This window comes from Stenotrophomonas sp. PS02300 (assembly GCF_029959395.1).
Taxonomy (GTDB): domain Bacteria; phylum Pseudomonadota; class Gammaproteobacteria; order Xanthomonadales; family Xanthomonadaceae; genus Stenotrophomonas; species Stenotrophomonas maltophilia_AD.
The window spans coordinates 1-6,539 of record NZ_JASCOP010000176.1; the positions used below are offsets into that span (position 1 = coordinate 1).

A 6,539-nucleotide genomic window follows, 5' to 3' on the forward strand; every position below is an offset into this window, starting at 1 on the left:
CACACAATCGGGGGGGCGGACGCCACCCCCGGTCGCGCACGACCGTTGGTCGTGAGCCCCCGACAAATTCACCAGTTCGGATCTTCCGCCGGTGCCGCCGCCTTCGGTGCCGCGGCGCGCGCCGGCTTCGGCTTGGCCGCGCCACCGCCGTTCGACGCGGGCGCCGCCGCTGCCGCCGGCTTCACCGCCCCAGCCAACTGGCGCAGCTCGATCGCACCCGGCTTGAAGTTCGCCCCACCCAGGTCCGCGCCACCTTCGATGGTGCCGTAGGAGGTCTGGGCCGCCACGCGGTCCACCCGGATCGTGCAGCACGGGGTTTCATTGCGGCCCAGCGAACGGCCGGTCTGCGGGTCCTTCAGTTCCTCACCCAGCATCACCGCCTGCCAGCGCTGGCCGGCCTTGAGCGATTCGCCGCCCTGGCTCAGCACCACCTGGTCGCCGGTCATGGCCACCACCGACACCGGGAAGATCTCGGTGATGATCGCCGTGCCGATCTGCCCGGACAGCGAATCCATCATCGCCGCCGCCATGCCCTTGCCATCCACCACGCGCGGCAGGGTGCTCGGGCCGGTCGAAGCCAGCTGGTGGTCGAAGCTGTCGGACATCACCACCTCACCGGTGGTGGCGTTGATCAGGCGCAGGGTGATGCGCCCGCCGCCCGAATACGAGGTCACCTGGCGGTCGGACATGCGCAGGTTGCGCACGCTGCGTGGGTACTCGAAACGTTCGATGGTCGGAATCAGGATCAGGTCGGTGGCCAGCTGCTGGCCCAGCCGCGCGGTGTCCTGCAGGCGCACGTTGCCGCTGTTGATGTGGTCGATCTCGGCCTGCATCTCCTCGCCGAACTCACGGTCCAGCACGATGAAGCGCTTGGTCTGGGTCAGCGTGTCGTTCAGGCGCGCACGAATGGCCGCGGCCACTTCATCGCTGGCCACACGGCCATCGCCGACGGCATAGGTGCCGCTGCGAACGTGCGGCTGGGCCACCACGATCTTCGGCCGGCCCTGCTCGTCCGGGGCACGGTATTTGGCGATGTCGGCGCGCACGCGCACCTTCCAGTAGCTGCGCATGGTGCGGCGGGTGGCATCGGCCTCGAACGACTGCGCGCCAGACCCCAGATAACGGGAGCCGGCGTCGCTGGCGCGCACGCGGGCAATCACTTCTTCATCCAGCTGGCTGACTTCTTCCTGCGAGAGGATCTCGTAGCCCAGCACCGCCCCCTGGGAGGCGGCAATCATCTGCTGGGAAAACGCGTCGGCGCGGATATCGCCGACGTGTTCCCCATCCACGTCCACATGCAGGCCTGCACGCAGGCTCTGCATCTGGCTGGCGACACGCACGCCATTGACCTGTGCCACCGCCGACTGCAGCGCTGCCAGCACCGCCAGCTCCGGCGTGCTGCCGATGCCATCGGCTTCGCGCGCCACCTGGGTGGTGCCGCCGAAATCCGGGGCGTCGCGCAGCGGCTTTTCAGCCGGTGCATCCAGCTTGGTTTCGGCCTTCGGTGCCGTGGTCTCCACCGGTGCATCCTGCTTGCCGCAGGCGGCAAGCAGGGTAGCGGTGAGGGCCAGGCTCAACAGTCGGTATGAGGTCTGCATGCGTGGCGGTCCTTTCTATTACAGGCTGTCGAGCATCGACTCGGCGTTGCCCGGCACCTTGATCTTGGCGGCGCGGGCGAAGGTCAGCGCGGCCTTGGACGAGGAGTACAGGCCCTTCAGGTAGCCCGGCGATTCCTTGGCCACCCACGCACCGGCGGCCAGCTTGCGGCCCACGGTGACCAGCTGGGTGCCGCTCAGGCTCTTCATGCCGTTGGCGAAGTTGCTGGCTTCACCGCTCAGCTTCTGGCCTTCGGCGGCCGACGCCACCAGGGCCACCAGGCCGGTGGTGTAGTGCTGCTTGGATTCGGCGCTCAGCTCCGGCTGGGCGGCCACGCGCTCATCGATCGCGGCCTGGGCCGCTTCGCTGACCGACACCGACTTCTTCATCTGGTCCACGTTGACCGAACCGGACGACAGCGCCATGCGCTCGGCTTCCAGCAGCTTGACCTGCTCGGCCAGGCCGAAGGCCTTGGCGAAGGAGGTCTGCGCGTCGATCGAGTGCGACTGCGAGGACACGAAACGACGCACCAGCGCTTCCTGCGCGGCTTCGTCCGGGGCACCGGCCGAGGCAGCCGAGGCGCTGTTGCCGCCGCCCGCCAGGTCCTTCAGCTTGCCGAACTGCGCGTGCGCCGGGGCGGCGAAGGTGGTGGCGATGGCCAGTGCGATGAGGGTCTTGCGGATCATGGTGTGTTCCTTATTGGAAAATGGTGGGGCGTGCGCTTAACGCACTGCCTTGACGTTCAATTCGTTGATCATCTGCTGCGCGCCCTTTTCAGAGGCGATCTGCAGCGCATTGGTGCGGGCCACGGTCTCGTTCGGACCGGTGCCGGAGAACTGCACCGGACCCACCGACGACACGGTCTTCGGGAAGCGGCCGCTCACGTCCAGCACCTTGCCGGTGACGGTGACGAACACGCGGGTGTTGCCGCTGACCGGGTCGCGGTCGCGCATGCCCACGTCCAAGGTGCCCACGGCCAGGTACGGAATGTTCGCGGCCTTGATGCCGTTGGCGGTGTCGCGCAGGGTGGCGGCCGACAGGTCATTGCCGGTGCTGAAGTCCTTGCGGATGCGCTCGATGCTCAGCAGGCCACGCGACTCGCCTTCCACGTACTCCGCTTCCACCACTTCATAGCCGGCCGCGCTGAACGCGCCGGTCATGGCGGTGTTGATCTCGTTGGCGTTGGCCACTTTCCAGGCGATGTTGTCGCTGCGCGCGGTGGTGCTGCCGCCGGAGGTGACCGACACCGATGCGTTCTGGTTGATGCTGCCGTTGGTGCTCACCGAGTTGCCACGGAAGCTGTCGCCTTCGCGGGTCTTCTCGTCATAGCTCTGGCTGGCGTCGACCCGGCGGTATTCCTTGTCCTGGAACGACTGCACGGTATCCTGCGAGCGCGCCATGAACAGGAAGGTCAGCATCGAGCGCTCGTTGCTGCGTGCACCGGCGGTGGCCGAACCGGCATCCAGCTTGGTCTGCAGCAGGGTGGTGTTGATCTCGGCGCGGACGCTGACCGTGTAGGTCTTGGCCTTCTTGTCTTCGGTGTCCGACAGCGGCACCGCCGAGAGCACGTAGCGGTCGATTTCACCGATGAACTCGGCGCGGCGGTCTTCGAACAGGCGCAGCTTGGCCGCACCGGATTCGGCGATGTACGCCTCCAGCGCATTGACCTTGGCCTTGTTCAGGGCCTGGGCGCGGGTGTCGGCACTCAGGCGCAGGCCATAGCTGGCCGAACCGGTACCACGGGAACTGGCGGTCTGCGCCGCAACCGGCGCGGCAACCATCAGTGCAATGAGAATCAGCAATACGGCACGAATCAACGGCATGACTTGATCAACTCCTGGAGGGCTTGGGTCTGTTGCTGCAGCGGCTTGCCGCCTGGCTTCTGTTCGTCCAGCCACGCTTTCGAATCCGCGCGCTTGGCGGCGGCGCCGGCGAAGGCGTCCAGGCCGGCCAGCGTGGTTTCGTAGCTGGCCGACCACTGGTCAACGTGCCACTGGGTCGACGGCACCACCTTGGTGGCGCCCTTGCGCAGTGGCTGGTCGAAGAACACCTTGCCCGAGAACGGCTCCACCACCGTGGCCTGGAAGAACGCGCCGAACAGCATCGTCTTCATCGCCGGGGTTTCATTGATCACGCCGTTCTTCAGCGCATCCAGGCGCAGCTTCACCACGTAATCCGGCTCGGGAATCTTCAGCTGGTACACCTTGCCGTCGGCAAAGCGCGCGGCCATCGCACCGCCGATCGCCTGGCCGGTGGCCGGCGGCAGCAGGCCGATGCCGGTGTTGGACGACAGCGTCTTGGACAGCTCATGGGCCAGCGTGGCGCGCAGCACCTGCTCATCCACCGCATCGGGCAGCTTGGCGCGCACCGCGTCGGACAGGGTCACTTCGCCCACCTGCAGGCGGCGCGTTGACGCGGCCGGCAGCTGCGCCTTGGCCAGCGTATCGGCCAGCACCTGCGGCAGGCCGGTGGCGGCCCTGCCGTACAGCAGGTCGGCGACGATCGCGTCGATGTCGTCCTCGTCCGGCAGGTATTCCATCACGTCGATGCGCTGCAGCGTGATCGGGTAGGACGCCACCACCTGGCGTTCGCGGAAATCGAAGAACAGCGCCTGCAGCGCCACTTCCACCAGCACCTTGTACTGGCCGCCGATCGGTTCGATCGAGACCAGCTCGCGGTCCAGCGCGGTGGCCAGCACCGTGGCACTGGTGGTGCCATCCAGCATCGCCAGTGGTTGGTCGATCAGTTCCAGGCTGGCCGGGCGCTGCGCCTGCAGCCGGGCCCACAGGGCCTGGTTGAGCGGCGCCAGGCCACGCGCTTTCAGCACCGCAGCCGCACGCGGGGTGCTGGCTTCAACGGCGCTCTGGTCGGCGGTGTAGGCAAACCCGGCCCAATAGGCCTGCTGCGATTTGTCGGCAGCCTGCGCGGTGGTGACGAAGGTGGCAGTGCCCACCAATACGAACCCGCACAGCAGCAGCCACGCGCTACGCGCGCGCGTACGCTTCTTCCCTGAAACCATCGTCCCGCAATCCTTCTCGAACGGACCCGGCAAGGCGCCCGGTCACTTTTGTGAGGCGCCACCATAGTGCCTGTTCAGGTTTCGGGCAAGCGGAGAATTGTGTCAGTCCGGCTGCGGCCGCGCGGCCCGCGCCTGCAACAGCGCGCGTTCGCGCGCGTTGGGCGTAAGCCGCGCCGCCCGCGCGAAGGCATCAGCCGCGTCTGCGTGCCGGCCCATCTGCGACAAAAGGTCACCCTGCACCGCCGCCAGCGGCGCGTAATCCCGCAACCGTGGATCACCGGCCAGCTGCTCCACCAACGGCCATGCCGCTGCCGCCCCTTCCGCGCGCGATACCGCCACCGCGCGGTTGAGTTCCACCACCGGTGACGGCTGCACTTCCGCCAACCGTGCATACAACGCGGCCATGCGCGCCCAGTCGGTCGCATCTGCGTGGCGCGCACGCGCGTGGCAGTCGGCGATGGCCGCCTGCAGCACGTAGCCATCGTCAGCCCCACCGAGCGCCACGGCCTGCTGCAACGCCGCCTGGCCGCGCGCCACCTGCAGATGATCCCAGCGGGTGCGGTCCTGGTCGGGCAACAGGATCGGGTTGCCCTGCGCGTCCACCCGCGCGGCCGCGCGCGAGGCCTGCAGTTCCATCAATGCGAGCAGGCCGTGCACCTGCGGCCAGGTCGGCAGGCGCTGCTGCAGCACCCGCCCCAGCCGCAAGGCTTCCTCGCACAGCGCCGGGCGCATCCAGTCATCGCCGCTGCTGGCCGCATAGCCTTCGTTGAAGATCAGGTACACCACCGCCAGCACCGAGCCCAGCCGTTCCGGCAACGCCGCCTGGCGCGGCACCTCGAACGGCACCTGCTTGTCGGCCAGCGTGCGCTTGGCGCGCACGATGCGCTGGGCAATGGTCGGCTCCGGTTGCAGGAACGCGCGCGCGATCTCATCGGTGGTCAGCCCGCCCAGCAGGCGCAGGGTCAGCGCCACCCGCGCATCGGCCGACAGCACCGGGTGGCAAGCCACGAACATCAGCCGCAGCAGGTCATCGCCGATGTCATCCTGCAGGGCATCGCTGTCGTCGGGCAGCGGCAGTGGCTGCGGCTCCAGTTCGCTGCCCCATTGCGCATGCTGGCCGGCCACGCGCTGGTGCTGGCGCAGCACGTCGATGGCGCGATTGCGTGCAGTGGTCATCAACCACGCTCCCGGATTATCAGGAACGCCCTGGGTGGGCCAGCGCTCCAGCGCGGCCAGCCAGGTGTCCTGGGCCAGTTCTTCGGCACGCCCGATATCGCCGCCCAGCATCCGCGCCAGGCGTGCGATCAGCGCCGGCGACTCCATGCGCCAGAGGGTATCCAGTCGTTGTGTCAGCGCAGCTTCCATGCGGCGAATGAGAGCATCGGTGGCCGCGCCGCACAAGCGGCGGCGCGGCAGCGGGCATCAGCCGGGTTCGCCATCCATGTGCGCCACTTCCCACAGGTGGCCATCCAGGTCCTCGAAACTGCGCTGGTACATGAAACCGTAATCGCGTGCCGGGGTCGGTTCGCTCCCGCCGGCGGCCAGTACCTTCTCCAGCGTGGCATCCACTGCCGGGCGGCTGGGCGACGACAACGCCAGGATCACCTGCGCCTGCTTGCGGGCATCGGCGATGGGCCGGTTGATGAAGGTGGCGAAGAACGGCTCCAGCAGCAGCATCAGCATGATGGTGTCGCTGATGTTGAACGAGGCCGCCTTGTCATCGGTGTAGGTCAGGTTGGGCGTGAAGCCGAGCGCGGCGAAGAACGCCTTGCTCTTTTCCAGGTCACGCACAGGCAGGTTCACGAAGATCATCTGGGGTGTATCGGTCATTGCAGGGTCCTTGCAATCGTTTGGCGTTGTGCCGGCCAACCGCCCGCGCTACCCGTTGGGGGCAGGATCAGTACCTGTATCTTATAAACATATT

6 protein-coding genes are annotated in these 6,539 nt (G+C 67.5%); all 6 read right to left on the reverse strand.

Features of this window, described 5'->3' with window-relative positions; all coding sequences use genetic code 11:
• Window positions 1-68: 68 nt before the first annotated feature.
• Window positions 69-1,598, reverse strand: coding sequence for a CsgG/HfaB family protein (locus tag QMX79_RS19385; protein WP_282248226.1), 1,530 nt, complete (start codon window positions 1,596-1,598; stop codon window positions 69-71).
• A gap of 18 nt (window positions 1,599-1,616) precedes the next feature.
• Complete coding sequence (locus QMX79_RS19390) at window positions 1,617-2,282, reverse strand: hypothetical protein (protein ID WP_282248227.1); 666 nt, start codon at window positions 2,280-2,282, stop codon at window positions 1,617-1,619.
• Between the two features lie 36 nt (window positions 2,283-2,318).
• Window positions 2,319-3,419, reverse strand: a complete 1,101-nt coding sequence (locus QMX79_RS19395) for a hypothetical protein (protein WP_282248228.1) — start codon at window positions 3,417-3,419, stop codon at window positions 2,319-2,321.
• Window positions 3,410-4,615, reverse strand: a complete 1,206-nt coding sequence (locus QMX79_RS19400) for a hypothetical protein (protein ID WP_282248229.1) — start codon at window positions 4,613-4,615, stop codon at window positions 3,410-3,412. Before QMX79_RS19400 ends, QMX79_RS19395 begins: the two co-directional genes overlap by 10 nt.
• 102 nt (window positions 4,616-4,717) lie before the next feature.
• On the reverse strand, window positions 4,718-5,980 hold the full coding sequence (locus QMX79_RS19405; RefSeq protein WP_282248230.1) for a sigma-70 family RNA polymerase sigma factor: 1,263 nt from the start codon (window positions 5,978-5,980) through the stop codon (window positions 4,718-4,720).
• Between the two features lie 57 nt (window positions 5,981-6,037).
• Window positions 6,038-6,445 carry a VOC family protein gene (locus tag QMX79_RS19410; RefSeq protein ID WP_282248231.1) on the reverse strand — a complete coding sequence of 136 codons (408 nt, stop codon included), beginning with the start codon at window positions 6,443-6,445 and terminating at the stop codon, window positions 6,038-6,040.
• Between the last annotated feature and the right edge of the window lie 94 nt (window positions 6,446-6,539).